The sequence below is a fragment of the Halomonas litopenaei genome (genome assembly GCF_003045775.1).
GTDB lineage: Bacteria > Pseudomonadota > Gammaproteobacteria > Pseudomonadales > Halomonadaceae > Halomonas > Halomonas litopenaei.
Genome location: NZ_PXNS01000001.1, coordinates 919555 through 946355 on the forward strand (window position 1 = coordinate 919555; position 26801 = coordinate 946355).

General features: G+C 63.3%; 23 protein-coding genes. 11 read left to right on the forward strand and 12 right to left on the reverse strand.

Features of this window, described 5'->3' with window-relative positions; genetic code table 11:
- From C6W88_RS04110 to C6W88_RS04125, 4 genes are all read left to right on the forward strand, one after another.
- Positions 1–630: a cytochrome o ubiquinol oxidase subunit III gene (locus C6W88_RS04110; protein WP_108131549.1), complete on the forward strand. Its 630-nt coding sequence runs from the start codon at positions 1–3 to the stop codon at positions 628–630.
- 1 nt (position 631) lies between these two features.
- A complete protein-coding gene (gene cyoD, locus C6W88_RS04115; RefSeq protein WP_045991965.1) occupies positions 632–958 on the forward strand; it encodes a cytochrome o ubiquinol oxidase subunit IV in 327 nt (108 codons plus the stop codon).
- Between the two features lie 14 nt (positions 959–972).
- Positions 973–1872 (forward strand): heme o synthase, encoded by a 900-nt coding sequence (gene cyoE, locus C6W88_RS04120; protein WP_231498497.1) that lies wholly within the window; start codon positions 973–975, stop codon positions 1870–1872.
- A gap of 242 nt (positions 1873–2114) precedes the next feature.
- The gene (locus C6W88_RS04125) at positions 2115–2720 is read left to right on the forward strand and encodes a Yip1 family protein (protein WP_083970270.1); all 606 of its coding nucleotides are present in this window, start codon (positions 2115–2117) and stop codon (positions 2718–2720) included.
- 228 nt (positions 2721–2948) lie between these two features.
- Here the strand turns inward: C6W88_RS04125 and C6W88_RS04130 are convergent, their stop codons facing one another.
- The gene (locus tag C6W88_RS04130) at positions 2949–4076 is read right to left on the reverse strand and encodes an aminotransferase class V-fold PLP-dependent enzyme (protein WP_045991926.1); all 1128 of its coding nucleotides are present in this window, start codon (positions 4074–4076) and stop codon (positions 2949–2951) included.
- A gap of 463 nt (positions 4077–4539) precedes the next feature.
- Here C6W88_RS04130 and C6W88_RS04135 point away from each other — a divergent pair, with 463 nt between their 5' ends.
- Positions 4540–5490 carry a hypothetical protein gene (locus C6W88_RS04135; RefSeq protein ID WP_108131550.1) on the forward strand — a complete coding sequence of 317 codons (951 nt, stop codon included), beginning with the start codon at positions 4540–4542 and terminating at the stop codon, positions 5488–5490.
- 197 nt (positions 5491–5687) lie between these two features.
- On the opposite strand, the gene C6W88_RS04140 is transcribed toward C6W88_RS04135, so the two are convergent.
- The 8 genes from C6W88_RS04140 to C6W88_RS04170 form a co-directional block, all read right to left on the reverse strand.
- Positions 5688–6509: an IclR family transcriptional regulator gene (locus C6W88_RS04140; RefSeq protein WP_108131551.1), complete on the reverse strand. Its 822-nt coding sequence runs from the start codon at positions 6507–6509 to the stop codon at positions 5688–5690.
- Between the two features lie 227 nt (positions 6510–6736).
- A complete protein-coding gene (locus tag C6W88_RS04145; protein ID WP_181248561.1) occupies positions 6737–7516 on the reverse strand; it encodes a GntR family transcriptional regulator in 780 nt (259 codons plus the stop codon).
- A 202-nt stretch (positions 7517–7718) separates the two neighbouring features.
- Positions 7719–8201 carry a universal stress protein gene (locus C6W88_RS04150; RefSeq protein WP_181248560.1) on the reverse strand — a complete coding sequence of 161 codons (483 nt, stop codon included), beginning with the start codon at positions 8199–8201 and terminating at the stop codon, positions 7719–7721.
- 161 nt (positions 8202–8362) lie between these two features.
- Positions 8363–9901 carry an AMP-binding protein gene (locus tag C6W88_RS21585; protein ID WP_181248559.1) on the reverse strand — a complete coding sequence of 513 codons (1539 nt, stop codon included), beginning with the start codon at positions 9899–9901 and terminating at the stop codon, positions 8363–8365.
- Between the two features lie 11 nt (positions 9902–9912).
- Complete coding sequence (sauS, locus tag C6W88_RS21590; protein WP_181248558.1) at positions 9913–11355, reverse strand: acylating sulfoacetaldehyde dehydrogenase; 1443 nt, start codon at positions 11353–11355, stop codon at positions 9913–9915.
- A 143-nt stretch (positions 11356–11498) separates the two neighbouring features.
- Positions 11499–12476 carry a tripartite tricarboxylate transporter substrate binding protein gene (locus C6W88_RS04160; RefSeq protein WP_108131554.1) on the reverse strand — a complete coding sequence of 326 codons (978 nt, stop codon included), beginning with the start codon at positions 12474–12476 and terminating at the stop codon, positions 11499–11501.
- A gap of 13 nt (positions 12477–12489) precedes the next feature.
- A complete protein-coding gene (locus C6W88_RS04165) occupies positions 12490–12936 on the reverse strand; it encodes a tripartite tricarboxylate transporter TctB family protein (protein WP_045991932.1) in 447 nt (148 codons plus the stop codon).
- Positions 12923–14473, reverse strand: a complete 1551-nt coding sequence (locus tag C6W88_RS04170) for a tripartite tricarboxylate transporter permease (protein WP_045991933.1) — start codon at positions 14471–14473, stop codon at positions 12923–12925. The genes C6W88_RS04165 and C6W88_RS04170 overlap by 14 nt, the downstream gene beginning before the upstream one ends.
- Positions 14474–15086: 613 nt before the next feature.
- Here C6W88_RS04170 and xsc point away from each other — a divergent pair.
- The 4 genes from xsc (at position 15087) to C6W88_RS04190 (ending at position 19681) form a co-directional block, all read left to right on the forward strand.
- Positions 15087–16907 (forward strand): sulfoacetaldehyde acetyltransferase, encoded by a 1821-nt coding sequence (xsc, locus tag C6W88_RS04175; RefSeq protein ID WP_045991934.1) that lies wholly within the window; start codon positions 15087–15089, stop codon positions 16905–16907.
- Positions 16908–17090: 183 nt separating this feature from the next.
- Positions 17091–18098 (forward strand): phosphate acetyltransferase, encoded by a 1008-nt coding sequence (pta, locus tag C6W88_RS04180; RefSeq protein ID WP_108131555.1) that lies wholly within the window; start codon positions 17091–17093, stop codon positions 18096–18098.
- A 27-nt stretch (positions 18099–18125) separates the two neighbouring features.
- Complete coding sequence (locus C6W88_RS04185; RefSeq protein ID WP_197037055.1) at positions 18126–18914, forward strand: TSUP family transporter; 789 nt, start codon at positions 18126–18128, stop codon at positions 18912–18914.
- A gap of 38 nt (positions 18915–18952) precedes the next feature.
- Positions 18953–19681: an aspartate/glutamate racemase family protein gene (locus C6W88_RS04190; RefSeq protein WP_146164632.1), complete on the forward strand. Its 729-nt coding sequence runs from the start codon at positions 18953–18955 to the stop codon at positions 19679–19681.
- On the opposite strand, the gene C6W88_RS04195 is transcribed toward C6W88_RS04190, so the two are convergent.
- A complete protein-coding gene (locus tag C6W88_RS04195) occupies positions 19671–20603 on the reverse strand; it encodes a LysR family transcriptional regulator (RefSeq protein WP_052704284.1) in 933 nt (310 codons plus the stop codon). The genes C6W88_RS04190 and C6W88_RS04195 overlap by 11 nt on opposite strands.
- Positions 20604–20745: 142 nt before the next feature.
- Between C6W88_RS04195 and C6W88_RS04200 the strand changes: the two genes are divergently transcribed.
- The gene (locus C6W88_RS04200; RefSeq protein WP_197037056.1) at positions 20746–22158 is read left to right on the forward strand and encodes a sodium:solute symporter family protein; all 1413 of its coding nucleotides are present in this window, start codon (positions 20746–20748) and stop codon (positions 22156–22158) included.
- 188 nt (positions 22159–22346) lie between these two features.
- A complete protein-coding gene (locus C6W88_RS04205; RefSeq protein ID WP_108131557.1) occupies positions 22347–23663 on the forward strand; it encodes an NAD(P)/FAD-dependent oxidoreductase in 1317 nt (438 codons plus the stop codon).
- A gap of 193 nt (positions 23664–23856) precedes the next feature.
- Here C6W88_RS04205 and C6W88_RS04215 read toward each other — a convergent pair whose 3' ends face one another.
- Together C6W88_RS04215 and C6W88_RS04220 are read right to left on the reverse strand one after the other, a co-directional pair.
- Positions 23857–25602 carry a cobaltochelatase CobT-related protein gene (locus tag C6W88_RS04215; RefSeq protein ID WP_181248557.1) on the reverse strand — a complete coding sequence of 582 codons (1746 nt, stop codon included), beginning with the start codon at positions 25600–25602 and terminating at the stop codon, positions 23857–23859.
- Positions 25599–26648: an AAA family ATPase gene (locus tag C6W88_RS04220; protein WP_108131558.1), complete on the reverse strand. Its 1050-nt coding sequence runs from the start codon at positions 26646–26648 to the stop codon at positions 25599–25601. The genes C6W88_RS04215 and C6W88_RS04220 overlap by 4 nt, the downstream gene beginning before the upstream one ends.
- Positions 26649–26801: the final 153 nt, after the last annotated feature.

The window sequence follows — 26801 nt, forward strand, 5'->3', positions numbered from 1 at the left end:
ATGGCAACCGACACCCTCAACCAGCAAGGTCATGCCCACGGGCATGACCATGATCACGACCACGACCATCATGATGCCGCGGGCACCAAGGTCTTCGGTTTCTGGGTCTATCTGATGAGCGACCTGGTGATCTTCGGGTCACTGTTCGCCACCTACGCCGTGCTCCTTCGGGGCACGGCCGATGGTCCGACCCCGGGCGAGATCTTCCAGCTCCCGTTCATCCTGGTCGAGACCTTCCTGCTGCTGTTCTCGAGTTTCACCTACGGCATGGCGGTGCTCGCCATGAACGCCAATCAGGCATCCAAGGTGATGAAGTGGCTCGGGATCACCTTCCTGCTGGGCGCGGCCTTCGTGGCGCTGGAACTCTATGAGTTCCGTCACCTGATCCATGAGGGCTTTGGTCCGGATCGTTCAGGCTTCCTGTCGGCCTTCTTCCTGCTGGTCGGTACCCACGGTCTGCACGTGACCGCCGGTCTGATCTGGATCCTGGTGATGATGATCCAGGTGAAGCAGCGTGGTCTCGACGATATGGTGCGTCCGCGCATCATGTGTCTGAGCCTGTTCTGGCACTTCCTGGACATCGTCTGGATCTGCGTCTTCTCCTTCGTCTACCTGATGGGAGCCCTGTGATATGAGCGGACACGCCAACGACCATCACAGCCATGGCAGCGTCAAGTCCTATGTGATCGGCCTGATCCTGTCCATCGTGCTGACCGTCATTCCCTTCGGGGCGGTGATGACCGGCGCCTTCGACACCTTCGCGACGTTGATCGTGATCGTCGGTACCGCGGTGGCTCAGGTGCTGGTGCAGCTCGTGCTGTTCATGCACATGAACACCAAGGCCGATGAAGGCTGGAACTTCATGTCCTTCGTCTTCACCGTGGCGATCCTGGTTCTGGTCATCGGAGGTTCCCTATGGATCATGTACCACCTGCATCGCAACATGATGATCGGCTGACGCCGACTCGCATGATGTTCAGGGACACTCTCAGGGACTACCTCACCATCACCAAGCCGGGCATCATCGGCGGCAACGTGATCTCTGTTCTGGGCGGCTACTTCCTGGCCGCCCAGGGCCAGTTCGATGCCGTGGTGTTCCTGTCGGCGCTGTTGGGTCTGGCCCTGGTAATCGCCTCGGGCTGCGCCTACAACAACGTCATCGACAAGGACATCGATGCCCTGATGGAGCGCACCCGCAACCGCCCGCTGGTGCAGGGGCGGGTCAGCGAAGCGGCGACACTTCGGTTTGCCACCCTGCTGGGCATCGCCGGCTTCGGTCTGCTGGCGCTGGGGACCAATGCGTTGACGGTGGGTCTGGCGGCCTTCGGCTTCGTCATCTATGTGGGGGCCTACAGCCTCTACATGAAGCGCAATTCCGAGTTCGGCACTCTGGTCGGCAGCCTCTCCGGGGCGGTGCCGCCGGTGGTGGGCTATTGCGCGGTGACCGGCAGCTTCGATACCGGGGCCTTGACCCTGCTGGTGATCTTCAGCCTGTGGCAGATGCCGCACTCCTACGCGATCGCGATCTTTCGCATGGAAGATTACCGCGCCGCCAACATTCCGGTGCTGCCGGTGGTTCGCGGTATCGGTACGGCCAAGCACCATATCCTGGGCTATATCCTGGCCTTTATCGGTGCGACGCTGTCGCTGAGTCTGGCCGGCTACGCTGGACCCGGTTACTTCATCGTTGCCCTGGTGCTGGGCGTCTACTGGCTGTATATCGCGGCCAAGGGCTACCGTACCGACGACAACGTGCGTTGGGCGCGACAGGTATTCGGCATCTCGATCCTCACCATCACGGCGCTGAGCCTGATGATGTCACTGGACGCGACGCTGATGCCAAGCACGCCGATGTGGACCTCCATGTCCTGATCGGGTGGCGCTGAAACCGAAACCCCGCATCTTCACCGATGCGGGGTTTTTTTTGTGTTTATCAGTCGTATGGGTGAAGCGTGACTGGAGATCAAGTGTTGTACAGGACTTGTATAGCATGTACGGTAACGTTGGTAGCGAAGCGAAAAATCGCTTCTATACTGCAAGTTAAGGACAACGGAGTCGCGGGCGCCGAGTGCCGGTCTCGGGACTTACTTCAGCGGTAGCAGGAGGGAGTCAGTATGCTGACACACGTCTGGGGATTGATGGCCCACCCGAATCGCGAATGGAAGCAGATCAAGCAGGAAAGGGAGACGATAACGCACCTGTACGCGCATCACGTGTTGTTGCTGGCCGCCATACCGGTGATCTGCTCGTACATCGGTACCACCCAGGTCGGCTGGAGTCTCGGCGGCGGCACGACCATCAAGCTCAGTTATCTAGACGCCCTGGGGGCGGGGATCGCCTTCTATCTGGTGATCCTGGCGGCGGTCTACATCGTCGGCAAGACCATCCGTTACTCGGCCAAACGCTTTCCCAAGACACCCAGCCAGAGCCAGTGCATCATCTTTGCCGGCTATGTGGCGACCCCGATGTTCCTGAGCGGCATCGTGGCGATCTACCCGATCATCTGGCTGTGCCTGCTGGCCGGCGTTATCGGCCTCTGTTACACCGCCTACCTGCTGTATCTGGGCATTCCCTCCTTTCTCGATATCAGCGAAAAGGAAGGCTTCGTCGTCTCCAGCACCACCCTTGCGGTGGGGGTACTGGTGCTCGAAGGACTGCTCGGCATGACCGTCCTGCTGTGGGGCTACGGAGAGCGCATCATTCTGTCGCTGCTGGGGTGATTAGAGGGTGACTGGAGGGTGGCAAGAGGTCGACTAAAGATCGATCAAAGGTCGGCTAAAGAGTGACAAGTTGACGGGGATGACCCGAGAGCAATGAAACTCGAGGCGTGCAAGACCTGGCCGTTCAGTCCGACAACACGGGTAAGACAAGAGGGGCGACGCTGATGCGTCGCCCCTTTTTCTATCTGGGCTTTTCTGTGCGGCCCGATCTGGTGGGTGCCAGTCCGTCTATCCCTTGATACTGTCCAGCGCCTTGCGCAGGTGGTCGATGCTGCGCTCGGGCTGATGCAGCTTGTCCAGGCCGAACAGGCCAATGCGGAAGGTCTGGAAATCGTCGCCTTCATCGCACATCAGCGGGACCCCGGCGGCGACCTGGACGCCGGCTGCGGCGAACTTGCCGACCAGCCCCGGGTCGTTGTGGTAGCAGACCACCACACCGGGCGCCTCGTAACCCTCGGCGGCGACGCTCTTGAAGCCGTACTCGGCCAGCAGGCTGCGCACTCCCTGACCCAGGGCCCACTGTTCCTGTTTCACCTTGTCGAAGCCGTAGGCGTCGGTCTCGCGCATGATCTCGCGTAGTTCGCGCAGGCTGTCGGTGGGCATGGTCGCGTGGTAAGCGTGGCCGCCATTCTCGTAGGCCTCCATGATCTCGAGCCACTTCTTGAGATCGGCGGCGAAGCTGGTGCTGGTGGTTTCCTTGATGATCTCTCGCGCCTGGGCCGAGAGCATCACCATGGCGCAGCAGGGTGAGCCGCTCCAGCCCTTCTGGGGGGCGCTGATCAGCAGGTCGACGCCAGTATCCTGCATGTCCACCCAGACGGTGCCCGAGGCGATGCAGTCCAGCACCATCAGGCCGCCGTGGGCGTGCACCGCATCGGACACGCGACGGATGTAGTCGTCCGGCAGGATCATGCCGGACGAGGTCTCCACGTGGGGGGCGAAGACGATGTCCGGCTGCAGTCGCTCGATGGCCTGCTCGACCTCCTCGATGGGGGGCGGGGCGAACGCCGAGGTCGGATCGCTGTCCTGCTGACGTCGGGCCTTCTCCACGCACAGTTCCGCCGGGATCTTGCCCATCTCGAGGATCTGGTGCCAGCGGTAGCTGAACCAGCCATTGCGGATGACCAGGGCGCTGCGGTTCTGGGCGAACTGGCGGGCTACCGCCTCCATGCCGAAGGTGCCGCTCCCGGGCACGATGACCGCGCTGTGGGCGTTGTACACCTGCTTCAAGGTGGTGGAGATGTCGCGCATTACGCCTTGAAAGCTCTGCGACATATGGTTCAGGGCGCGGTCGGTATAGACCACGGAGTATTCCAGCAGGCCATCGGGATCGACGTCCGGGAGCAAGCCAGGCATGAGGCGCATCCTTACAGTGGGCGTTGAACAAGCCGAAGACGCGGACTGCGTCAGCGACGACGGCGCCGAGCGGCTAGGGCTCGGCGCTCATTATTCTCTACAGCATAAGGTTAAAGGGCGGTGGCGGCCAGAGGACGGCGGCTCGCGCGTGGCGCGGTCATTTTCCTTGTGTGACTGTCGTTACATCCGAGTCCGTCGTGATATGTGTTTTTGTACTGATTCGAGTAAAAAACGGCCTAACCCGCCAATAAGGATTTTCATGAGACTTATCAGCCATTTCGCGTAGATGTCATCTCAGTAGCTGAAGCAGCGCGGCATGACCGATGGCTGGCAAAGCAAACTTTGACCATGCTGAGAAGACCGCTGCCAATAAGGCGTCGCAGCGTGTTTCGTCTAACGCCGTCGGTGACGCCGGGAGGTCCGGCCGGCGGAGCACGATCTTCCCAGGTGGAGGACGTCGATCATGAACGAACCATCATCATGTACGTGTCAGGCCGCTGGACTGACGCCTGAGCAGCTCGACGTGCTGCTGGCGCGAAACCCGCAATTGGCACAGGAACTGTCGGCACGATATCAGCAAACACTGGCCGAACCGGCAGAGCTGGACAGGCCAGATGACCTGGCCGCGGTGGGACTGGGGCCGGACGGGGCGCCGCTGGTCAGCGGTCCTGCGGAGCCCATGCCGCTGGCCCGTTTCGATCTCAGCAACGGCAACCGCGTCGAATTCGTCGGGCTTAGAGGCGACGACAAGGAGGCCCAGGTAGGTATGCGGGAGTTGGGCGTGAGCGATCGTGCGACCCCGCGAACCTTTGCAAGCGAAGTTGGCAAGTCCGCGCTGGATCACTACCTTATGCTCGCCCCGCAGGAGGTGCCCATCCCGAAGATGCTGCTCGAGCTGAATCCCGACATCGACCGCAAGGCGTTCAAGAATCGCACCGTGGAGCGGTTGGAAGAACCCATCGAGGTGGATCTGGACGAGTTGGGCATAACGCCGGACACTGCCAGGGCAGGGTCCTCGGCAGGAGGCGGAGCAGGCCAGCAATACTGTGTCCCGGGCGATGGTTATCATCTGTTTCGCAACCACAACTGCGAGACCGTCTCCTTCCCGAGCAACACCTGGTGGTGGTGCGACCGGGAGGCCCACTATTCCTTCCGGGATCGCTGGACCTCTGACCGCAAGCGTCGCAACTCTCTTGGTGTCACCACTGCCTGCCATGGGCCGGCGGCCACCCTGCACTACTACAAGAATGTCTTTGGCAACTGGAAGCATCTACATACCTTTCACCTGCCTTCAGGCTACTGGCAGTGGACCCGGTATGAGGGGCTATCCAAGCGAGACCGCTGGATACGACATCGCTGTGTGACCGCGGGAGGCAGCAGCTTCGTGCGCTGCGTCAGCTTCTTCTACAACTGAGGCCTGTGTCACCTCGGCAGCGCTCGTTGCTTTCGTTGCTCTCGTTGCGTGAGCGACTAACCGATGCACCTTGGCGCCATCACCGTTGTCGCGGTGGTGGCGCCTTGCTGTTTGATGCCTGGCTGTTTGACGTCTTGCGGGTTGACGTCGGGGGCACGCATTCCGGACATGGCGGGCGTTGCCACCAGGCGAGGGCGTCAGGCAGAGGTTTCCGGTTCTGCGATGGGCTCGGGCAGGGCACCCTGGTTGATCCGCGCGATGGCGGCGGCGGCGCGCTCCAGCGCGGGCAGGCAATCCAGGGCGCGCTGTTTATCCATGCGCATCACCGGTGCCTGGATCGCCAGGCCGACGTTGGAGACCCCGGTGGGGTTGGGGGCCAGCACTGCGATGCACAGAAGCCCCGGCAGGAATTCCTCGTCGTCGAAGGCGTAGCCGTCGCGCTTGACCTGCTCGATCTCCGCTTCCAGAGCGTCGATGTCGGTAAGCGTGTTTCGGGTGAAGGCCTCCAGGGTGGCATCGGCGAGCAGCCGACGGCGCTGGGAGGCGCTCATCTGGGCCAGAAAGAGCTTGCCGCTGGCGGAGCAATGGGCAGGCACCCGGGAGCCGGGATGCAGATAGAAGCGCAGCGGCGCCGAGGTCTCGACGCGGTCCAGATAGAGCACCTCGCTGCCGGACAGGGCAGTGATATTGCAGCTTTCCCCGACCTCGCGGACCAGCTCAGCCAGCACGCCGTGACGTGCGCCCTGAACGGTGTCGTTGAGCAGCAGGGTCTCGGCCAGCCGGCGCAGGCGGCTGCCCTTGCTGTAGTGACGGTTGTCCGCTTCGCGCTGCAGCATGCCGGAGTTCTCGAGCTGCTGCAGCATCCGGTGCAGCGTTGGCTTGGGCAGGCCGGTCTCGTCCACCAGGCTCTGCAGGGTGAAGTACTGGTCCTTCTCCGCGATCACCTCGAGCAGCGCCAGCAGGCGCTGGGCCGGGGTGTCGCCCTCGATGATCCGGGTGTCAAAGCTTGCTGTGCTCATGGCGGGGTCTCCTCGATACTACAAGCCTATACGTATCTAAAAATTAATCAATGTGTATCGGAAAACGGAATTCACCGAGATCGCTGTCGTCTCTGACTGGAGCACGTCGGCGTCGGGAACCGGGCTGTGGACGTGAGTGGACAGGCACCCATGAGCCAGGACTCGGCCATGGCCAACCGGTTGTCGCGGTATCCGGCATAGGCTGCCCTGTCTGAGCTTGCACCGAGTCAAAAGTCCGAGCGGATTTCGGCACGGTAGCTGAAGCGGTCGGCCCTTCCCTTGGTGGTACGGACTTCCACGATACGGTCGTGGCTGGTGTAGGTCATCCGCTTGAGCACCACCACCGGGGTGCCGGGAGCGATGTCCAGCAGGGCGGCGGTGTGGGTATCGGCGGCTTCTGCGGTCAGGGTTTCGTCGGCCCGGACGACGGGGATGCCGAATCGGTCGAGGATCAAGGCATAGAAGTAGTCGGGAATATAAAGCTCGGAATCTTCCAGCCCCGGCACCAGTACGCTTGGCCACCAGCTGTACTCCACCAGGGTCGGGGCGTCATCGACCACTCCCAGGCGCTCGATATAGGTGACTGGACTGGTCTGGCTCAGGCCGAGGCGGGTATAGACCTCATCGGGAGCCTGGCGGATGGCGCGATCGGTGGTGGTCTTGTGGATACGCACGTCCTTGCCGTCGGCGTCCCCGTAGCTGACAAAGCGAAACAGGGTTTCCTCGAAGTCGGTCCGCGAGACATAGGTGCCCTTGCCCTGATGGCGGAACAGCAGTTTTTCCCAGACCAGATTGGAGATGGCCTTCTTGACCGTTCCCTGACTGATCTGCAGCCGGTCGGCGAGCTGCCATTCGGGTGGAATGAGGTCGCCCGGGGCCAGGTCCCCCCGTTCGATCAGGCCGCGAATATGGTCCTGCAGCAGTCGGTACAGCGGTTTCCCCGGCTGTGCCACCATCACCTCGGGGGAGAAGAGGCCAAGGCGATCAGATTCGTTTTCACTGGTCATTCGCAAGATCCCGCTGCTGGCAAGGTCGGAAGGGGAGGCTGCTCGGGTCAGGCGCTTGTCTGACTCGCCGCTGCCCTGCAGCAGCGTGACGGCGCTCGCCCCTTTCACACCTTGATTCATCCGTTTCATTCTTAAGTGGTATTTCATCAATCTATCACGGGGCTCCTGTGCAGACACCTTTCCGGCCGTGTGACCCCTGGCCTCAGACCGGAAAGAGAAACAGCGGGCGGCGGGTGCGACGACTGATCTTGCGCGCCACCGAGCCAAGCACCATATGACCCAGCCCGGACTGGCGCTGTGTTCCCATGACGATGCAATCGGCATCGATTCTGTCGGCCTCCTGCAGGATGATTCGGGATGGCTTGCCAATGCGGACGTGAATCTCCTTCAGGGAGGCGTGGTAGCTGTCTTCCGAGGCCAGTGTCGAGTGGCCGAAGTCTTCAAGGCGGCGCTTGATTTCATCGATGGCCTGCCGGGTCGCTCGTTCGCGATAGTTGTCCAGCGGGGAAACGGCGGTATAGCGGCTGGCCAGGCTGTCTTTCAACAGTGCCGGATCTTCGACGACGTGCAGCAGGTGGACCGCGGCGCCGAAGCGTTCGGCGATACCGATGGCCTTGCGGAAGACGTCGGGGCTGTGGGCGCTGAGGTCAGTGGCATACAGCAGCCGGGATATCTGGAAGCTCATGGCTTCATCCTCACAAAGGTTGGATGGCGCAGGCGGTGAACCGACGTGGCCGAGGCACCTTCGACGCCAAGGCCGGGCTCGCCGGCGCCAGGCCCGCCCGAAACATCGATCAGGCAGGACCCTGGGTACCGCGAGCGCAGGCCAGGGCATCGGGCGCCAGGCTAGGCCGGTGCTTGATGCAGATGGTCGATCATCTCCGCAATCTTGAGGCGCTGGACCTTGCCGGAGGGCCCTCTGGGCAGCCATTTCACGATGTGAACATGTTCAGGCGCCTTGTAGTCACCGACCCCCTCGCGACAGTAGTCGAGAAGTTCTTGCTGGGTCGCCCGATGGCCTTCCTTGAGCACCACGACGGCCTCTACGACCTGCCCGTAGTGCCGGTTTTCCATGGGATAGGCGGCTGCCTCCAGCACCGCCTCATGGGCCAGCAGGGCGTCATCGATCTCGCGCGGGGCGATGTTCTCGCCACCCTTGATGATCAGCTCCTTGATGCGGCCCGTGATGAAGAAGAAGCCTTCCTCATCGCGATAGCCAAGGTCGCCGGTGTGCAGCCAACCCTCGTTATCGATGGTGTCTGCTGTGGCCTCGGGATTCTTGTAGTACTCCTTCATGACGTTGTCGCCGCGGACCACGATTTCACCGATCTGGTGGCAGGGCAGTACCTGTCCTGTCGAGTCGAAGACACTGACCTCGTTGCGGTAGGCGATACCGGGGGATCCGTAGCGAGATTCGAAAGGGGGCAAGGGGTTGGACAGGATCTGGGCCGCGGTTTCGGTCAGTCCCATGGTTTCCACCAGGCTGACACCGAAGGTGGTCTCGAAACGGCGGTGGCTCTCCGCCGGCAGTGCCGAAGAGGCAGATCGCCCGAAACGCACCTGACGCATGCGCGGATCCTCGCGCAGGTCCTTCGACTCCGGCTTCTCGGCATGCTCCAGCAGGTAGGCGACAATCGTCGGCACGATACTGAACCAGGTGCACTGGTTGTCGAGCAGCCAGTCCCAGAATGCCGAGACACTCAGCTTCTCCGGCAGCACCACACTGCCGCCACTGATCAGTGGCGCCATGATGGTGACCACCTGGGCGTTGATATGGTAAAGCGGCAGAACGCAGAGGGCGCGATCCTTCTGGCACAGCGAGTGGGCCTCCATGGTGCACCTTCCCCCCGCGATCAGATTGGCGTGGGTCAGCACGACGCCCTTGGGCTTGCCTGTTGTGCCCGAGGTATACATCAACAATGCCGTGTCGTCGGGCGCTACCACGGGCAAGGGCGAAGACGCGATACGCTCTTGCTGCCGCGGCCCGTTGCGAGGACAGGCGACCAGAATTTCCTTCTCGCTCCCGTCGAGCAGGCCATCAAGGCGCTGCTCGTAGTGGGGCGATACGATGACAGTCGTGGCATCACAGTGCTCCAGCACGTAGCGCAACTGGGCATCCCCTGCGATGGCGTTCAAGGAGACCGCGACACGACCGCTGGCCATGATCGCCAGCAGCAGTGAGGCGGTCCACAGTCCGTTGTCCATCAGCATGGCCACATAGTCGCCGGGCTGGCAGCCGCGCGCCTGAAGAAGGCCATGCACCCACTCGACTCGCTCCTGGAGTCGGGACATTGAGACCGTCTCGCCAGTGTCGGGACAGATCAGGAAATCAGTGGCGGGTTGGCGTTCACACTGATGCTTGATGGTGTCTTGAATGGTCATCATCTGGCCGGCCTCTAGAAGGGATTGGCGATGCCGTGCTTGTCGAAAAAACCGGAAAACAGATCCTGTGGCAGAGGGGGAGAGGCCTCGATGGTGCGCACGATGCGGGTCGTGTTGAGGTAGTGGCGGTAGTTCATGTTGTCGGAAATGCTGTTCTTGCCCCAGCTACCGCAGCCCATCGACAAGGAAAACGGAAGGGCGTTGTCGAAGTTGCCACCATTGCCGAAGGCGTGGGCCTGATTGACGATCACCCGGCAGACCGGCATCTCCAGTCCCAGCTTCTCGATGTGCTCATCGGTGGTGCTGTGGATACCGCAGGAGTGCCCCTTGCCCTGGTATTCGAGCAGTTCCCTGGTGATAGCAAAGGCGTCCTCGAAGTCTCTGGCCCGGTAGAGGGTCAGCACCGGTGACAGCTTTTCGCCCGAAAAGGGGTAGTCCGCCCCGATACCGCTTTCTTCCACCAGCAGGATCGAGGCGTCGAGACACGCCGGACGATCGAGCCCCACGGTGCTGGCGATACTGCCGGCATCCCGGGCGATCACGTCACGACTGAGGTTGCCATCCGTCCACATACGACCTTCGAGAATCCGCTTTTCCTGTTCGGTCAGCAGTACCGCCGCGTGGTCGCGCAGTGCCGAGACCATGCTGTCGTAAACGCTGTCGAGGATGACCAGGCTGTTCTCCGAGCTGCAGCTGGTCGCATTGTCGAAGGTCTTGGAGGCAAGAATCTTGCGCGCGGCATCTGCGATATTGGCGCTTTCATCGATGATGACCGGGACGTTGCCTGCCCCGACGCCGATGGCCGGGGTGCCACTGGAATAGGCGGAGCGCACATTGTTCTGGGAGCCGGTGACGACGATCAGGTCGACCAGTTGCATCAAGGCATGGGTGCTCGCCTTGGTCACCGGGTCCGGTAGCAGTTGCACCAGATCCCGGGGGGCTCCGATACGGGCGAGCTCGTCCTGCATGTAGTTCACCAGCCGTTCGCACACGGCGTAGCCCTTGGGCGAGGGAGCCAGCACGATGGCGTTGCGACCCTTGAGTGCGTTGATCGTCTTGTTGGTGGGCGTGGCCGCAGGGTTGGTGGAAGGCACCACGGCGCCGACCACGCCGATCGGGCGGGATATCTCGACGATGCCTGTGCTCGGGTCTTCGGAGACGATACCCACGGTACGCTTGCCCTCGAGGTCGGCCAGCAATCCAAGGGTCTTGCGGTGGTTCTTGGCGATCTTGTCGGAAACCTTGCCAAGCCCGGTGGTGGCCACTGCGAGTTGTGACAGCTCCTCATTTCGCGTGGGCTCCATCAACGCCCAGGCGGCGGCCAGCACGACTTCATCGACTTGCTGCTGGTCGTATTGCTCGAACCGGCGCTGGGCTTCTCGGGCTCGTTCGACAATGGGGGCTACCAGCCGGTAGGCGCTATTGTCGTCAGAAGAATGCTTGTGGTTGGTATCCATGTTGCTACCTCGACGTGTCGATGGGGTAAGCAAGGGCGGCTCAGGGTATGGATGGCGGCTCCCTGCGGTGCAGGGGAATGAGGCCTGTGTTCCACGCGTCGCTACCCTTGCTTTTGTTGCCGTTGGCCTGAAATCCGCAGAGGTCACGGTGTCTCGAGCTGAGCGAAGAGTTCAGTCAGGTACGCTTGCTGTTGTTTCCACAGCGCCTCGAGGTCGGACGCTTCCATGACGCGAAGGGTCGATCCGCCTTCTTTCATCTGCTCGGCGATTCCCTCGTCCTGGAACATGTCGATGAAGTTGGAAGAGAGGTAGTCGACCGTTTCCGCGTCGACCCCTCTGGGAACCATGATCCCCCTGAGGTTGAGGCTGGTGTCGTCGACGTCGTATCCCGCTTCGATAAAGGTGGGTACATCCGGCAGGAAATCTTCGCTTCTTTCGAGATCGGCAATGCCGAGGATCTTGATGCGGTCCTGGTTGCGGAAGGCGTCGGACAAGTTGTTGAATCCCGCCATCACCTGACCACCGACAACAAACCTGAGGGCGTCCACTCCTCCTGAGGTAGGAAGGTACTTCAGGGTCACCTCGGCGCTTTGCTGAAGCTGAAGGGCAGCAATATGGTGTCCGACGTAGAGCCCGGCGCCCGAGACCGTCAACTTTCCAGGATTGGCTCTGGCGTACTCCACCACGTCATCGATGGAATCGAACTCACTGTCCTTGCCGACGATGAGTACGGCAGGGTCTGCGCCCCAGTTTGCAATGGGCTGCAGGTTCTCGATGCTGTAATCGGTGTCGTACATGATCGACTGAGCGATGAAGTGCGGCACGTTATAGGCCGCAATATCGTAGCCATCGGTAGCGCCGGTACTGACAAACTGATTCCAGCCGATCTGTCCGCCTGCACCCGGGCGGTTGATCACCGTGACCGGCTGCCCGAGGTACTCATCGCCCTTCGAGGTGACGATCCTGGCCTGGAAGTCTGTTGCACCACCAGCCGAATAGGCGACCGTCAGATTCAAGGGCTTTTCCGGGAAGTCCGCCAGGCTGGGGAGGGGAGCAAGCAACAGACAGACCGCGAGGGTTGACGCTGTTTGACGCTTTACTGAGGTGGCGTGAATGGTCATTGTTTTATGCCTTCTACAGAAGTAGGCCTTTGGGAAACTGCACCTTTAACAGGGCAGTGAATACGCCGAAGAGCACCGCCAGAAAGCCGGTACCGATGACGATGTTGAGAAGGATCTTTCGGCTCGAGGAAAGCCCGGGCATATAGACGCTACTGATGACGACGAACCCCACCAGGGTGGTGACGTAGAAGCCGAGAATTCGTAGTGCGAGCAGTAGCAGGAAAAAGATGGCAAGCGCCGGGATGATGCTGCCCCAGGGGATGGAGATGGCGCCTTCCTCGGCCTGGCCTGGGGCCAGGATTTCCACCGCGAGCAGCACGACTGCCAGAGTCAGTACGATCAATGACACCACTCGGGGAAAGCTGTAGCCGTATGCCCCGCCTGCCCAGGAGGCGGCTACCAGGCCAAGTGCAATGATCAGTGCGCCGAGGGCCACCTGACGCGGTTTAGTGAGCATCATGGTTGGCCTCCGGATGTACCTGGACTCGATGATCGGGCGTCGCACGCTGGCGGGTCTTGCGGGCCTGCCAACTGGCGTAGAGGCTGTAGGCCACCGACAGCAGGCACAGCGAGACCAGCAGGATATTGAGCCAGCCACCGAACATGTAACGCAGCATGCCGTCGCCGGCCTGGGCCAGCATCTGACTCTGCAGGAAGTTGGTTTCGGCAATAGGGCCGAGAATGATACCGAGTACGATGGGCCCGGGGGTGAAGCCGTACTGCATGCCGAAGTACATCAGAGAGCCCATGGACATCATGATGATGACGTCGGAGAAGCTGTTCTGGACGCTGTAGGTGCCGAAGATGGCCAGCGTGGTCACCGCCGCCGCCATGATGTGGCGAGGAATCCGAATGACGTACTTGCCGATCCCGCTGATCCACAGCCCACACACCACCAGCAGAATCTGGCTGATCAGCAGTGCTCCCATGAAGGTCCAGGCGACCGAAGCATGCTGGGTGAACAGGTCTGGTCCGGGAAAGAGGCCTTGAATCAACAGGCCGCCGAGCAGCACCGCGGCGGTGGGGCTGCCCGGTATGCCAAGCGACAGCATGGGCACCAGTGACGCCCCGACCATGGCGTTGTTGGCACTTTCTGCAGCGATGATGCCCTCCGGCTCGCCCTTGCCGAAATTGTCCTTGTTGTGACTGAATTTCTTGCACTGGTCGTAGGCAATCAGCCCGGCAATCTGGCCACCGGCGCCGGGAATGATGCCGACGATGATGCCGGACAGGCTGCCGATCACCAGCGCCTTGACCTTCTTCAGGTTGAAGATGATCGCCTTGATCACGGAGGTGGGTGCCATGTCGAAGCGTTCGCCGCCGTTGGCACCCTTGGCGCCCTCTACCATCTGCAGCACCTGGGGTATCGCAAACAGGCCGATCAGGGCCGGGATGATGGTGATGCCGCCCTGCAGATGCTCGCTGAAGACGAAGCGTTCGGTGCCGGTCACCGGGTTGAAGCCGATCAGCGAGATCCAGACGCCGATCGCGCCGCCGAGCAAGCCCTTGAGTACCGAGGCGCTGCCCAGAGAGCCGATGACGGTGATGCCGAGGATGGCCGTCCAGAACAGCTCCGGGGGGCCAAACTTCAGCGCCACATTGACCAGGTAAGGGGTCAGGAAGATCAGCACCAGGACCCCCAGCACGCCCCCGACGGCGGAGCTGATAAAGCAGTAGTACAGCGCCTGGGTCGCCTTGCCGGCCTTGGCCATGGGGTGGCCATCCAGCATCGTTGCAATGTTGGCGGGCGCCCCGGGGATGTTGATCAGGATGGCGCTGACCGCGCCGCCGGCGACCGTCGAGGTATACAGAACGCCGAGCAGGATCAGCCCCGAGGTAGCGTCCATCTTGAAGGTGAAGGGGATCAGTAGCGCCACCGCCATCGTCGGACTGAGCCCCGGCGTCGCCCCCAGAATCAATCCGACGATCGTGCCGCCGATCAGGATAAGCAGGTTCCAGCCGCTGAGAACCTGCGGAAGGTAATGCAGTAGTTCCACCTTGAGCCTCCCGTGACGCCACAGGGGCGGGCGTCTGTTGTCGTTGTCATTCAGTTGGGATAAGCGCGTTTGCCTTTGGCGTGCTTTCTTTCACGGGCTTGATGGCGGTCGCATCAAGGTTGGTGAGTGTGTAGAGGGTTTTGATCAAGTCATTTAACAGATGTACATGAGTTGTATGTCTAGAAGTCTCCCGCGGGACTGTCAACGTATTTTTCCCTCCGAAATGCCGCTGCAATGCAGCAATGGCGGGCCTTTCAGCGGGATGCGGGTGTTCGGCAAAAGGCGCGTGATCGATCCTGCAGGCAAGGGTGCAAGGGGCGCGGATGGAGGGGCGGGCGAGCGGCGGGAGGCGCTGCAGGGGCTTGGCGGAGCAAACAGGGTGGCACGACGACGGTCTTTTTTTATAAAAAACGAACCGTAACGTATCAAATAATGAAATTCGTCTTGACCGGGCACGAATCGGCCGCTACCTTTGGGTCAAGTTTCGCAAATCGGAACTTATGGTATCGAAAAGCTTGAGGCGACCGATCCGGAGCGGCTCAAGCCAAGACAAGGCCCGAGGCCCTGATGGCCGACGCCGCCAGCATCCGCTTTTGTTCCCTGGAGGAGCCCCATGAGTCACAACGACAACACCAACAAGCGCCAGGTCGTGAAGGGTAAGCAGAAGATGACGCCCTCCGAGGCCTTCGTCGAAACCCTCGTCGCCAATGACGTCACCGACATGTTCGGCATCATGGGCTCGGCCTTCATGGACGCCATGGACATCTTTGCCCCCGCCGGCATTCGTCTGATTCCGGTGGTGCACGAGCAGGGCGCGGCCCACATGGCCGACGGCTATGCCCGTGTTTCCGGCCGCCACGGTGTGGTCATCGGCCAGAACGGCCCCGGCATCTCCAACTGCGTGACCGGTATCGCGGCGGCCTACTGGGCCCACAGCCCGGTGGTCATGATCACCCCGGAAACCGGCACCACCGGGATCGGCCTGGGCGGCTTCCAGGAGTGCAACCAGCTGCCGATGTTCCAGGAGTTCACCAAGTATCAGGGCCACGTCACCCACCCGGCGCGCATGGCCGAGTACACCGGTCGCTGCTTCGAGCGGGCCATGTCGGAGATCGGTCCGACCCAGTTGAACATTCCGCGTGACTACTTCTACGGCGAGATCGAGGCCGAGATTCCCGAGCCGCGTCGCATCGACCGCGGCCCCGGTGGCGCTCAGTCACTGGACGAGGCGGCGGCCCTGCTGGCCGAGGCCAAGTTCCCGGTGATCGTTTCCGGTGGTGGCGTGGTCATGGCCGACGCGGTGGAAGAGTGCAAGGCCCTGGCCGAGCGCCTCGGCGCGCCGGTGGTCAACAGCTACCAGCACAATGACTCCTTCCCCGCCAGCCATCCGCAGTGGTGTGGTCCGCTGGGCTACCAGGGCTCCAAGGCCGGCATGAAGCTGATCTCCCAGGCCGACGTGGTGCTGGCACTCGGCACCCGTCTCGGGCCCTTCGGTACCCTGCCGCAGCACGGCATGGACTACTGGCCGAAGGACGCCAAGATCATCCAGGTGGACGCCGACCACAAGATGCTCGGCCTGGTGAAGAAGATTTCCGTCGGTATCTGCGGCGACGCCAAGGCCGCCGCGGTCGAGCTGAGCCAGCGCCTCGAGGGCCGTGACCTGGCCTGCGACGCCTCCAAGGACGAGCGTCTTGCCAAGATCAAGGCCGAGAAGGACGCCTGGGAGAAGGAACTCGACGAGTGGACCCACGAGCGTGATCCGTTCAGCCTCGACGCCATCGAGGAAGCCAAGGACGAAAAGCCGTTCTCCGGCGGCGAGTACCTGCACCCGCGTCAGGTGCTGCGTGAGCTCGAGAAGGCCATGCCGGAAGACGTGATGGTCTCCACCGATATCGGCAACATCAACTCGGTGGCCCACAGCTACCTGCGCTTCGAGAAGCCGCGCAGCTTCTTCGCCCCGATGAGCTTCGGCAACTGTGGTTACGCCTTGCCGACCATCATCGGTGCCAAGACCGCCGCGCCGCATCGTCCGGCCATCGCCTACGCCGGTGACGGTGCCTGGGGCATGAGCCTGATGGAGACCATGACCGCCGTGCGTCATGGCATCCCGGTCACCGCGGTGGTGTTCCACAACCGCCAGTGGGGCGCCGAGAAGAAGAACCAGGTCGACTTCTACAATCGCCGCTTCGTGGCCGGCGAGCTCGACAACGAGAGCTTCGCCGAGATCGGCCGCGCCATGGGTGCCGAGGGCATCACCGTGGACCGTCTGGAAGACGTGGGCCCGGCGCTGAAGAAGGCGGTGGACATGCAGATGAACGAGGGCAAGACCTGCATCATCGAGATCATGTGTACCCGCGAACTGGGCGACCCCTTCCGCCGTGACGCCCTGAAGAAGCCGGTGCGTCTCTTGGAGAAGTACCAGGACTACGTCTGATACCGGCGGCGAAGGACTCCCCTGTCTGACTCGCCACGCAAGACTCTCTCGTCCGGTATGACGACATTGCCCTGGCCTGGTGCCAGGGCTTTTTTACATTCGCCAGAGGGTGGTAAAGAGCCCCGGCCGAGTGAAGGGATGGGCGGAGTCTCCGATAACAATGACCCCGGGAGAGCTGTTCCGATGAAAGCGCTCAATCATATACGCGACATGGCCCGCCAGGACCCCAGACGTATCGTGCTGTGCGAGGGCGACGATGCGCGGGTGCTCAAGGCAGGACTGGCGGCAAGCCAGGCCGGCTATGCCCGCATCTTGCTGGTGGGGGATCGTCAGGCGATCAACGCCCGCGCCGAGGCCGAAGGGCTCGAGCTTGGCGCGATCGAGCTGATCGATCCCGCCGACTCCGAGCACACCGATCGCCTGGCAACGCTCCTGCTTGAACTGCGCGGGCCCAAGGGCATGACGGAGGAGGATGCCGCCCAGCGGGTACGTGAGCCGCTGATCTTTGCCAACCTGATGGTCCGCGACGGCCTGGCCGACGGCTGTGTAGCCGGGGCGGTGCACACCACTGCCGACGTCGTCCGTGCGGCCATCCAGTTGATCGGCAAGGCGCCGGGGGCGAGCCTGGTGTCGAGCTTCTTTCTGATGATGTTGTGCAAGGAGTTCCATAGCCTGAAGGGAGGCATGATCTTCTCTGACTGCGGGCTGGTGGTGGACCCCGACGCCTCGGCGCTGTCGCAGATCGCCATGGCCGCAGCCGACAGCGCCGAGGCGCTGCTCGACGAACCGGCACGGGTGGCGATGCTGTCGTTCTCCACCAGCGGCAGCGCTCATCACGCCTCGGTGGACAAGGTCGTGGAGGCGGCGCGCAAGGTCAAGAACGCGCGCCCGGGCCTGGCCATCGACGAGGACGTGCAGCTCGACGCCGCCATCGTCGCCGAGATCGCCGAGCGCAAGCTGCCGGACTCCAGGGTCAAGGGCAACGCCAATGTGCTGATCTTCCCGGACCTTGAGGCTGGCAATATCGGCTACAAGCTGGCCGAGCGGATCGGCGGCGCCGAGGCTATCGGTCCGCTGCTGCAGGGCCTGGCGCGGCCTGCCAATGACCTCTCGCGGGGCTGCAGCGAAGAGGATATCGTCAACGTGATCGCCGTCACCACGGTCCAGGCCCAGCGCCTGTCGGTGGCGTAACATTCATCTGGCCGGCCGGGAGGGAAGATGACACTGGTACCCGAGGGAATGGAGCTGTCTGGCCTTTTGGCGGTGATACTGATCACCGTTCTGGCAGGCTACCTGCACACGGTGTCCGGGTTCGGTATCGGCATGATCATCATCGGCGTGGCCAGTGGCTTAGAGCTGGTCAGCGTCGCCACCCTGGTGGCGGTGGTCAGTCTGGTGACCCTGGTCAACAGCGCCGTGGCGCTGCCCGGCAAGCTGCATCATCTCGACCGGCGCCACCTGCTGGCACTGGGGCTCGGCATCGTGCCGTCCATCGGCCTCGGGGTGTGGGCGCTGAACTGGCTGAGCGTCAGCGCCGAGGCGCTGTTGATGCTGATGCTGGGGGCGCTGGTGTTCTACGGCGGGCTCAGCGTGGGCTTGCGGCCGCGCCCACGCGCGGCAGTATCGTCCTCGGCAGGCTTCGCCGCGAACGGCGTCATGACCGGCCTTCTGGCCGGGATGTTTGGCATGCCCGGGCCCCCGGTCATCTACCACTGCTATCGCCAGCCGCTGCCCACCGAGACCATCCGGCTATTGCTGATCGCTTGCTTCGCCATGACCTCGGGGGTGCGCACCCTGTATGTCGGCGCCGCCGGCGGGCTCGATGCCCAGGTCTGGCTGTTGGCGTTGTGGACCCTGCCGGCGGTGGCGCTGGCCACCTGGGCCGGACGCCGCTATCCGCCGCCCTGCAGCGCCGTGCTATTGAGACGAGTGGCCATGCTGACGCTGATGGTGATAGGCGTGGGGCTGATGCTCGACGGCAGCCTGGCGCTGTGGACCAGGGCTTGAGGTTCGCACAGATACTACAACGGAACAGGAGTTTGCCCGTGAGAGTCGCCATGGAAGAGGCACCGCTTGGGGTGCTGTGTCTGGATTCTTCCTTTACCAAGCCGCTTGGTCATCTGCGCAACCCCGACACCTTTCGCCACCCGATACGCTACGAGGTGCTGCAGGGCATCGATATTCCCCGCCTGCTGCATGCACCCGGGGATGAGCTGGGCGCGCTGCTGGTGGACCGCGCCAGGCGTCTGGAGCGTGAGGGGGTGTGTGCCATCGCCGGGAGCTGTGGCTTCATGGCGCGCTATCAGGAACGGGTCGCGGCCGCGGTGACGGTGCCGGTGGTATTGTCCAGCCTGACCCTGCTGCCGTGGCTCGCCAGCGTGCACGGTGGCACAGGACGGATCGGCGTGCTGACCGCAGACTCGGGGGCGCTCAAGCGCGCCCACTTCGTCGGCGCTGGCTGGCAAGGGCCTCTGCCGGTGGTGCAGGGGCTCGAAGACGGTGATGAGTTTCGTCAGGTGATCCTGGAAGGTCGACGCGATGACCTGGATCTCGCCGCCATGGCGCAGGAGCTGGCACAGGCAACCCGAAGACTGAAAGCGCAAGCGCCGCTGGACGCGGTAGTGCTGGAGTGTACCGACCTGAGCGCTTTCGTGGAGGTGGTGCGACGGGAGGCGGGCTGCCCGGTCTACGATATTGTGCCGGCACTCGAGCTGATCCTTCGCTCCGCTGCCGGCAGGCAGCAATCGGCGCCGGACCCGCTCGTCACGGGCTGAGCGGCGACAGCGCGCGCCGGTGCCAGGTGTCGAGTCCCTTTTCCAGATAGGGCAGAAACCGCTGGCACTGGCGCGAACTGGTGTGAAAGCGCGAGGTGATCACGGCGATATCGAGGTCGATGGCGGGAACGAAGGGCAGGATCGCTACGGCGCAGTCGCGACGCATCAGAAAGCTCCAGGCCGAGACCGGGTCCACCAGGGCATGGCCGATGCCGGCATTGACCAGGCTGATGGCGGAAGGGAACAGGTGGGTTTCGGCGGCGATCTGCCAGTCGGCGCCGGCCTGTCTGAGCGCCTGCTTCAACTTGAGTGTGCTCTGGTGGTGCTCGTCCAGGGTCACCAGAGCCTTGCCGTCAAGATCCGCCGCCTCTACCTGAGCAAGGCCCGCCAGCGGGCTGTGGCGCGGTACCGCCAGGTGCATGCGCAGGGACAGGTGGCGGGCATCGAGGTCGTTAAGGTCATCCTGGCGTTCGATCACGCCGACATCGAACTGGCCCTCGGCCACCCAGTCCCGGATCTTGCGCGAGCTGAAGGTCTGCAACGACAGCCGGGTATCGGGATAGTCGGCCAGGTACTCGGCCATGATCCCGGGCATGGCGGTGGGCGAGAGCCCCGGCATGCAGCCCAGGATCAGCTTGCCCGCGCGGCCCTGGCGCAGGCCATCGGCGAGTTCGTCCAGATGTGACACCGACGCCAGTACCTTGTCGACCCCCTCCATCAGATAGCGGGCCTCGGGGGTCAGCTCGGTGCCGTAGTTGTTGCGGCGAAACAGCAAGAACCCCACCTCCTGCTCGAGATTGGCGATGGCCGAACTGACCGCCGGCTGGCTGAGCTCCAGACGACGAGCGGCCTTCGACAGGCTGCCGGTGTGCACAACCTCGCGAAATATCTGGAGCTGGCGAAGCTGGTGACGAACCTTCATGGGCGTCCCTCCGGGCGCCCTCAGGAAGTGAGCGAGCGCCTCTAAATTGTATTTATGGTTTCATAGTTATCTCAAAGTTGTCTTTATGGCAATGGCGGTCGATGCTGACACCACCCCCAACAACCATAACGAGGGTAGTTCCATGAATCCCATCGACCTCGGCGGTCTGCTTCTGTATTTCGCGATACTGATCTACATCGGCTATCGCAGCGCCAAGAAAGTGTCCGGCAGCGCGGACTTTGCGGTGGCCGGCAACAAGATCATCTGGCCGGTGCTGTTCGCCACCCTGGCGGCTTCCTTCCTCGGCGGCGGCGCCTCCATGGGGCGTGCCGGCAAGTCCTTCGACGAAGGCTACGCCTTCATGGTCGCCGCCTCGGCCTTTCCCCTGGCCACGGTACTGGCGGGTCTGTTCATCGCCCCCCGGCTCAAGCGCTACGTCAACGCCCAGACCGTAGGCGACATCATGGCGCAGCACTTCGGTGCCAGCGCGCGACTGTTCACCGGCATCTTCTCGCTGGTGTTCTGCATCGGCATCCTCGGCGCCCAGGCCCTGGCGGTAGGCACCGTGTTCCACGCCATCCTCGGTATCGAGGTCTCCACCGGCATCCTGATCGGCATGGCGGTGGTGCTGTTGTATTCCACCGTGGGTGGCATGTGGGCGGTGATCCAGACCGACGTGGTGCAGTTTCTGATGCTGGCGGTGTTCCTGCCGGTGACCATGCTGATCGGCATCCATGATCTGGGCGGCCCCCAGGCGCTGGTGGAGCGGTTGCCCGAGGGCCACTTCAGCCTGATGGGCGACTATTCGGTGGGCATGTTCCTGTCGATCTTCATCGCCTTTCTGCTCGGCGAGACCCTGGTGCCGCCCTACACCCAGCGCGCCCTGTCGGCCCCTGACTCGCGCCACGCCCGCATCGGCTATTCGGTGGCCGGCGGCTTCGGCTTCCTGTTCTATCTGGTCAGCGCCACCATCGGGCTGGTCGCGCTGGTGCTCTATCCGACCATCTCGCCCGACCAGGCGATGCCGACCCTGATCCGCGACGCCCTGCCGGTGGGCATCACCGGACTGGTGCTGGCCTCGCTCCTGGCCGTGGTGATGTCCACCGCCGACTCCTACCTCAACTCGGCGGCGGTGATCTTCGTCGGTGACATCTACAAGCCCTTTATCGAGCCTGACGTCAGCGAGAAGAAGCGGCTGTGGATCGAGCGACTGGTCAACCTGCTGATTGGCCTCGGTGCGGTGGTCTTCGCCCTCTACGCCACCTCGATCATCGATGCGCTGCTGCTCAGCTACGCGCTGTGGGCGCCGACCATTCTGCTGCCCTTCGTGTTCGCGGTGCTGTTCGATCTGCGCTGCACCCGCTCGGCGGTCGCCGCCATGCTCGCCGGCGCCCTGGTGACCATCCTGTGGAAGTGGGGGCCCTTCGACCTGCAGGCGGCGACCGGTCTGACCGCGCTGATCGCCGGCGTCATCGCCAATGTGCTGGTGTTTGTACTGGTCTACCGGCTGTTCCGCTCGGTCCCCGACGCCCCTGTCGCCGCCAAGGCTCAGTGAAGGAGATTCCCATGACTCTGTACGCTCTTGCTCTGTATACCGTCAGTGCCGTCAGCATCCTTACCGCGGTGGGGGTGGGTATCGCCTCCTGGCGCTTCTACCGCGACAACTGAACCCACGATATCGCCCACAAGACGCGGCTGGCCCCATAGACGGGCCGGCCGCCCTCGTCCAACAGGAGACAGTGCATGAATACCATCGCCGTCGTGGGTGCCGGCATCGTCGGGCTGGCCGTGGCGCGTTCGCTGGCGGGACGTGGCCACCGGGTACAGCTTTTTGACCCGGGCCCGCCGGGGGAGGGCACCTCCTTCGGCAACGCCGGCCTGATCGCCAACTACGCCACCTCGCCCATGGCCAGTATCGATACCTTGAGGCAACTGCCTGGAGAGCTGTGTCGGCGTGACGCCTCGCTGTCGGTTGACCCTCGCTATCTGGCCCGCCTGGCGGGCTTTGGTCCGCGCTTTCTCAAGGCGGCGACGCCGTCGCGTTTTGCCCGCCACAAGTCGGATCTGGTGGCGCTGATTCAGGATGCGGTCAAGGCTCAGCACGCGTTGCTGGAGTCGCTCGAGGCGCCGGATCTGTACGCCGACACCGGCTGTCTGCAACTCGCCCGCCAAGGCGACCCCCTGGCCGCGACCCTGGAGGCGTCGGCCCGTGCCAAGCGGGCCGATGGGGTGGCCTGTGAGGCGCTTACGGCGCAGGAGGTGCGCGATCTGGAACCCGCGATCCATCCCGCGGATCTCGTCGGCGGCCTGTACTTCCCCGAGACGCGCCACCTCAAGGATTCCCTGGCGGTGAGCCGAGCCCTGTGGAAGCGACTAGCAGGCGAGGGCGTGGTGCAGCATGGTACCCGCATCAGGGGGCTGGTGCCGCTGGCCGCGGGGGGCTGGCGCCTGATCTGTGAGAACCGTGAGAACGGCGAGAATGGTGAGCACGGCGAGAACGGCGAGAATGGTGAGAACGGCGAGAATGGCAAGAATGGCAAGCCCCGTGAGTACCAGGCCGACCAGGTCGTGCTGTGCGCGGGCATCGCCAATGATGCCTTGCTCAAGTCGCTCGGTGTGTCGCTGCCGGTGGTGAGCGAGCGCGGCTACCATGTGCGGCTTGAAACGCCGCTTTCGCTGTCGCGCCCGGTGGGCTGGCTGGCCCGCCACTTCTATGCCACCCCCATGCATGGCGGCGTTCGCCTGGCCGGCACCACCGAGTTTACCGCTCCTGACCGCGCCGCCGACGAGCGCCGCTGGGAAAGGCTCAAGGGCTGGGGGGAAGCGCTGTTCGGACGGCCCCTGAGCCTGGCGGAGCGCTGGATGGGCGTGCGCCACTCGACACCGGACGGCCTGCCGGTGGTAGGGCAGGTAACGGGCAGAAAAGGGCTCTTCGTGGCCTACGGCCACGGCCACCTGGGGCTGACCCAGTCCGCCCACACCGGCGAATTGATCGCGGCCATGATCCACGGCGAAGCCCTGCCTGACTACGTCGCCAGCCTGTCTCCAGCACGGTTTTAGGAAGGGCGATTCTAGACGAGCACTTTGAGATCAGCACTGATAGACGAGCGCTAGGCTTAGTCCGAAAAGTCGGCGAGCGAAGGTTAGACAAGGCAAAAATCGGTGAGACAGCGCAGTTTACGGGGTGTAAATGAGCATGTTGATCCGATTTTTAACGCCGTATTACCGAGCGTAGGCACTTTTCAGACAAGCCCTAGTAACGACGCCTCGACAACATCAGCTCTACTACTTCGTCGAGCAGGGCGTTGTCGAGGGTCTGGTCCAGGGCGATGACCCGGTGGCGGGCGTAGTAGGGGCTCAGGTCCAGGCCGACGCCGAGGCCGATGATATCGATGGGACCAGGGCGACGGCCGTTGCCACCGCCGAAGGTCGCGACCACCGAGCGCAGATGGCTGTCGAGGTAGTGGCGGTCGTTGGCCAGGTTGGTGGCGCTGTCCGAGGGGCTGCCGTCGGAGATCACCACCAGCAGGCGGCGATTGACGTCTGCCGCAATCAGGCGCTGGCAGGCCCACTCGACCGCTTCACCGTCTATCCCTTCCTTGTACAGGTCGGCCTTGAGCAGGGCGGCAAAGCGCTTTCGCGCGCGTCGCCACGGCTGCTGGGCGTCCTTGAAGATCAGATGGCGCGCCTCGTTAAGCCGTCCCGGCGTGGCGGGGCGCCCGGCCTTGAGCCAGTCGCGCTGGGCTCGGCCGCCGTTCCAGGCGGCGGTGGTGAAGCCCAGCACCTCGCTGTCGACACCGGCCATGTCCAGCGCCCGGGTCAACAGCTCGACCAGCATGGCGATGGACTCGCCGTGGGCCTTCATCGAGCCGGAGCAATCGATCAGCAGGGTGACCTGGGCGTCACTGACCGGACGGTAGCGCTCGCGCCGAAAGACGCGCCGCTCCTGAGGGGAGGAGACGATCTGGGACAGTCGGCGGCCGTCGATGACGCCGCTTTCCTCGCCGTCCTGCCAGCCATCGCGATCGGCCACCGACAGGTGGCGACGAAACTGGCGGGCCAGACGACGCACATTGACCTTCTGGGCGTGCAGGCGCTCGTCCAGGCGCGCCCGGTACTCTTCCAACTGGGCCTGACGCACCAGGCTGTCGGCCTCGCGCTCGCTGTCGTAGGCGGTGGTGAAGGCGCGATAACGATGGGCGCCGTCGGCTAGGGTGCGGCTCTGGCCGGTGGCGGCCAGGGGCACCTCGTCGTCGAGTTCGTCCTCGCTGTCGAGCAGCAGTGCCAGCGCCCGGCGTGGGTCCTTGGCTTCGTCCTCGCGCTCGCCCTGGGGCTCGTAACCTTCGAGCTGGGCAGCGATCCAGTCGGCGATGTCGCGGGCGTGACGCTGGAATCCTTGCTGGTCGTGGCGCTCGCGCCGCAGTCCCGCCAGGGCGTGGCCCAGCGCCGGTACGATATTGGCGCGGGTCGCTTCCAGCAAGTCCTCGAATTCCTCGAGCATGGGCGCCGCCATCAGCCGTGAACGGCTGATCTGGATCACGCAGAACAGCAACAGGCCCAGCGCGCTCTCGGTGAGCTGGGCGTGGTGATAGTCCAGCGACCAGCGCTCGAAGCGTGCCTTCAGGTTGCGCGCCATGCCTGGGGCAGGCCCGTCCAGCAGGGCCTCGACCCGACACTGCTCGAGCCAGTCGTAGATCAGTCGCGGCTCGGGTTCCTCGGGGCGCAGGCGCTGGTGCAGCCGGTCGTCGCTGAAGCGCTGGCGCAATGCCAGGGCGTCGCTGACGGCGCGATAGTCGGCGAGTGACAGGCAGTCCTCGGCAAGCTTGAGGTGAGGCGCGCGCAGGGCCACCCGGGACGCCCCTCGGTAGAGCCTGCGACCGGCGTAGAACCAGTCGTGCTCACCGGTATGGGCGCGCAGCACGGCGGCCTCCAACTCCTCCAGGTACTGCTGGCGGCGCTGGCGGGCGAGCGCCAGCGCCGCCTCGCCCGCTGCGCTCATGGCGCCTCCCCGGCGTCTTCTTTTTTGTCCAGTGAATCGCTGGCCTGTGAATCGTCGTCTGACGACACACTGGCCACGGATTCGCTGAGTTCGGCATCGAAGCAGCGCTGGTAGAACTCGGCGACCAGGGGCCGTTCGTGCTCGTCGCACTTGTTGAGAAACGATAGCCGGAAGGCCAGCGCCGGGTCGCGGAAGATCTCGCAGTTCTCGGCCCAGGTGATGACGGTACGCGGCGACATCAGCGTCGACAGGTCGCCGTTGGCGAAGCCCTTACGGGTCAGCTCGGCCACCGCCACCATGGCGTCGATGTGGCGACGGCCACGTTCGTTGTCCTTGCTCGGCACCCGGGCGAGCACGATCTTCACTTCCTCGTCGCGGCGCAGGTAGTCGAGCTTGGCGACGATGTTCCAGCGGTCCACCTGGGCGTGGTTGAGCAGTTGGGTGCCCTGGTAGAGGCCGTCCTGGTTGCCCAGCCCCACGGTATTGGCGGTGGCGAACAGACGAAACATCGGATGCGGGCTGATGACCCGGTTCTGGTCGACCAGGGTGAACTGGCCGTCGCGCTCCAGAATGCGCTGGATCACGAACATCACGTCGGGACGCCCGGCATCGTACTCGTCGAAGATCAGCGCCACCGGGCGCTGCAGCGACCAGGGCACGATGCCTTCCTGAAACTCGGTGACCTGGACCCCGTCGCGAATGACGATGGCGTCCTTGCCGACCAGGTCGAGGCGGCTGATATGGCCGTCCAGGTTGACCCTGACGCAGGGCCAGTTGAGGCGGGCGGCCACCTGCTCGATATGGGTCGACTTGCCGGTGCCATGCAGGCCCTGAACCATCACCCGGCGATTGCGGGTGAAACCGGCCAGGATCGCCAGGGTCACGTCGGGGTTGAAGCGATAGGCGTCATCGATGGCCGGCACATGGTCGTCGCGCGTCTCGAACACCGGGACCTGAAGGTCGGAGTCGATGCCGAAGATTTCCCGGGCGCTGTGCCAACGCTGGGCGGGGAGGGCGTCGTCGAGCAGGGGTGAGGCGTCGGCCATGGTCGTCAATCCTGAAACGCGGTGGAAAGGTGTGTCGTTACTATAGACCTGTTTTAAAAAATAACGCAAATTGTATCGAAAAATGAGATTTGATTGATCTTGTGTCGCTGCGACGATTGGCCTTTGGCGGTGATAACAGCGGTGATAACGGCG

Coding starts and splice junctions, on each gene's coding strand:
- C6W88_RS04215 (WP_181248557.1), bottom strand. CDS start 25,602: ATGAGCGCAGCGGGCGAGGCGGCGCTGGCGCTCGCCCGCCAGCGCCGC.
- C6W88_RS04195 (WP_052704284.1), bottom strand. CDS start 20,603: ATGAAGGTTCGTCACCAGCTTCGCCAGCTCCAGATATTTCGCGAGGTT.
- cyoE (WP_231498497.1), top strand. CDS start 973: ATGTTCAGGGACACTCTCAGGGACTACCTCACCATCACCAAGCCGGGC.
- sauS (WP_181248558.1), bottom strand. CDS start 11,355: ATGGATACCAACCACAAGCATTCTTCTGACGACAATAGCGCCTACCGG.
- C6W88_RS04145 (WP_181248561.1), bottom strand. CDS start 7,516: ATGACCAGTGAAAACGAATCTGATCGCCTTGGCCTCTTCTCCCCCGAG.
- cyoD (WP_045991965.1), top strand. CDS start 632: ATGAGCGGACACGCCAACGACCATCACAGCCATGGCAGCGTCAAGTCC.
- C6W88_RS04135 (WP_108131550.1), top strand. CDS start 4,540: ATGAACGAACCATCATCATGTACGTGTCAGGCCGCTGGACTGACGCCT.
- C6W88_RS04165 (WP_045991932.1), bottom strand. CDS start 12,936: ATGATGCTCACTAAACCGCGTCAGGTGGCCCTCGGCGCACTGATCATT.
- C6W88_RS04110 (WP_108131549.1), top strand. CDS start 1: ATGGCAACCGACACCCTCAACCAGCAAGGTCATGCCCACGGGCATGAC.
- pta (WP_108131555.1), top strand. CDS start 17,091: ATGAAAGCGCTCAATCATATACGCGACATGGCCCGCCAGGACCCCAGA.
- C6W88_RS04200 (WP_197037056.1), top strand. CDS start 20,746: ATGAATCCCATCGACCTCGGCGGTCTGCTTCTGTATTTCGCGATACTG.
- C6W88_RS04160 (WP_108131554.1), bottom strand. CDS start 12,476: ATGACCATTCACGCCACCTCAGTAAAGCGTCAAACAGCGTCAACCCTC.
- C6W88_RS04185 (WP_197037055.1), top strand. CDS start 18,126: ATGACACTGGTACCCGAGGGAATGGAGCTGTCTGGCCTTTTGGCGGTG.
- C6W88_RS21585 (WP_181248559.1), bottom strand. CDS start 9,901: ATGATGACCATTCAAGACACCATCAAGCATCAGTGTGAACGCCAACCC.
- xsc (WP_045991934.1), top strand. CDS start 15,087: ATGAGTCACAACGACAACACCAACAAGCGCCAGGTCGTGAAGGGTAAG.
- C6W88_RS04130 (WP_045991926.1), bottom strand. CDS start 4,076: ATGCCTGGCTTGCTCCCGGACGTCGATCCCGATGGCCTGCTGGAATAC.
- C6W88_RS04220 (WP_108131558.1), bottom strand. CDS start 26,648: ATGGCCGACGCCTCACCCCTGCTCGACGACGCCCTCCCCGCCCAGCGT.
- C6W88_RS04140 (WP_108131551.1), bottom strand. CDS start 6,509: ATGAGCACAGCAAGCTTTGACACCCGGATCATCGAGGGCGACACCCCG.
- C6W88_RS04125 (WP_083970270.1), top strand. CDS start 2,115: ATGCTGACACACGTCTGGGGATTGATGGCCCACCCGAATCGCGAATGG.
- C6W88_RS04205 (WP_108131557.1), top strand. CDS start 22,347: ATGAATACCATCGCCGTCGTGGGTGCCGGCATCGTCGGGCTGGCCGTG.
- C6W88_RS04150 (WP_181248560.1), bottom strand. CDS start 8,201: ATGAGCTTCCAGATATCCCGGCTGCTGTATGCCACTGACCTCAGCGCC.